1 protein-coding gene and 1 pseudogene are annotated in these 1,528 nt (G+C 56.5%); both read left to right on the top strand.

Features of this window, described 5'->3' with window-relative positions; translation table 11 throughout:
• A pseudogene (locus tag AC1DZ8_RS33290) lies at positions 1-1,068 on the top strand (calcium-binding protein); the annotation flags it as partial.
• Positions 1,069-1,288: 220 nt separating this feature from the next.
• Positions 1,289-1,513 (top strand): hypothetical protein, encoded by a 225-nt coding sequence (locus AC1DZ8_RS33285; RefSeq protein WP_477402405.1) that lies wholly within the window; start codon positions 1,289-1,291, stop codon positions 1,511-1,513.
• Positions 1,514-1,528: the final 15 nt, after the last annotated feature.

Below are 1,528 nucleotides of genomic sequence, written 5' to 3'. Positions count from 1 at the left end.
GTCGTCGACTTTAATTACATCGACCGTTCCGTGTCGGCCGCGCTGAATGCGGGCATCCCGCTGAGCTCGATCGTACCCGTCTATCAGTCGTTCGGCGGTGGTGGCTGGGCGACCAATACAGGCGGCTCCTATGTGATGCCGACCACTGCGCAGATGCAGACCATGATGGATCACTGGGCAAAGCTGGTTCCGTCGCCCGCTTTTGACATGGCCTACAAATGGTCCTCGCAGAACGGCGAAACGTCGCTTGGCAACACGTCGTCAATGCAGGCTTTTTTCTTGGATCATAACACCCATAGCGGGACTGGAAGCGGGACCGGGACTGGAAGCGGGACCGGAAGTGGAACTGGGACCGGGACCGGGACCGGAAGTGGGACTGGGACCGGAAGTGGAACTGGGACGACAAACCCGCCTCCACCCGCGGATATAAAGGGCACAAGTGGCAACGATTTTCTACGCCCGACCGACAGCGCCGCTCACACCATGGCCGGCTATGGTGGCAATGACGATTACTACATCAACAATGCCGCCAGTAAGGTGGTCGAGGCCGCTGACCAGGGCCAAGACAGGGTGTGGACTTCTGTGAGTTATGCGCTTGCGGCTGGCTCGTCGATTGAAGTCCTTGGCACCCAAAAAGATGCGGGCACGACGGCAATCAATTTGACCGGCAACGAACTCGCTCAGCACATCATTGGGAATAACGGCGACAACATCATAAACAGCGGCGGTGGAACCGATACGCTGACCGGTTACGATGGTCATGACACTTTCGTTTTCAACAGCACCCTTACCAAGGGCAATGTTGCCACGATCGACGACTTCAATCCGTCTCTGGACAAGATCCAATTGGATGATGCCATCTTCAAAGGGCTTCCTGTTGGGGCGCTTGCCAGCAGTGCTTTCTATGCCGGCACGGCCGCGCACAACAGCTCCGACCATATTATCTACAACAGCGCAACCGGAGCGCTCTACTATGACAGCGATGGGCTCGGAGGAGCCTCCGCAATCCAGTTCGCCACCGTCTCTCCGCATCTATCGATTACGGCCTCGTCATTCTTCGTAACCTGAGGAACGCCGAACCTCGATAGGATTGAACTCGGGGCGATTGCGAGCATAGCCGCCGCATTGACCGCCCTGACCCAGTTCGGAACACCTTGGCTGGCGGCTGCTAAGGTGTTCGAAGCCCAGATCAAAGATTCTATCAACGAATTTCCGGTATTTGATTTGGCGCTAATGTGACCTGTCGGATAGGCAGGGATGGGGCGTAACGAATCAGAAGGATTTTTGCATGGCTACGATGCATTACGCCTATGGTGCCTCGGCCGCAGCTGCCGCAGCCAACGGCTTCAACCTGGTTGATCTTCAGTACGCGTCATCGGTCAACGCTCTGCCGGATGGCTCCAAGGCCCTTATTTGGCTCAATGAAGGCAACGGGGTGACCGCCTCTTTCATCAACAAGGTGACCCCTCTTATCGGCAATTCGAAGGTCTTAGCTTTTTATCCTCACCGATGAGCCGGATCCCACGGG

The organism is Mesorhizobium sp. P2_F7 (assembly GCF_056403695.1).
Note: the sequence above shows the minus strand (reverse complement) of the source record. Positions and strands in the feature narration are given on the sequence as shown.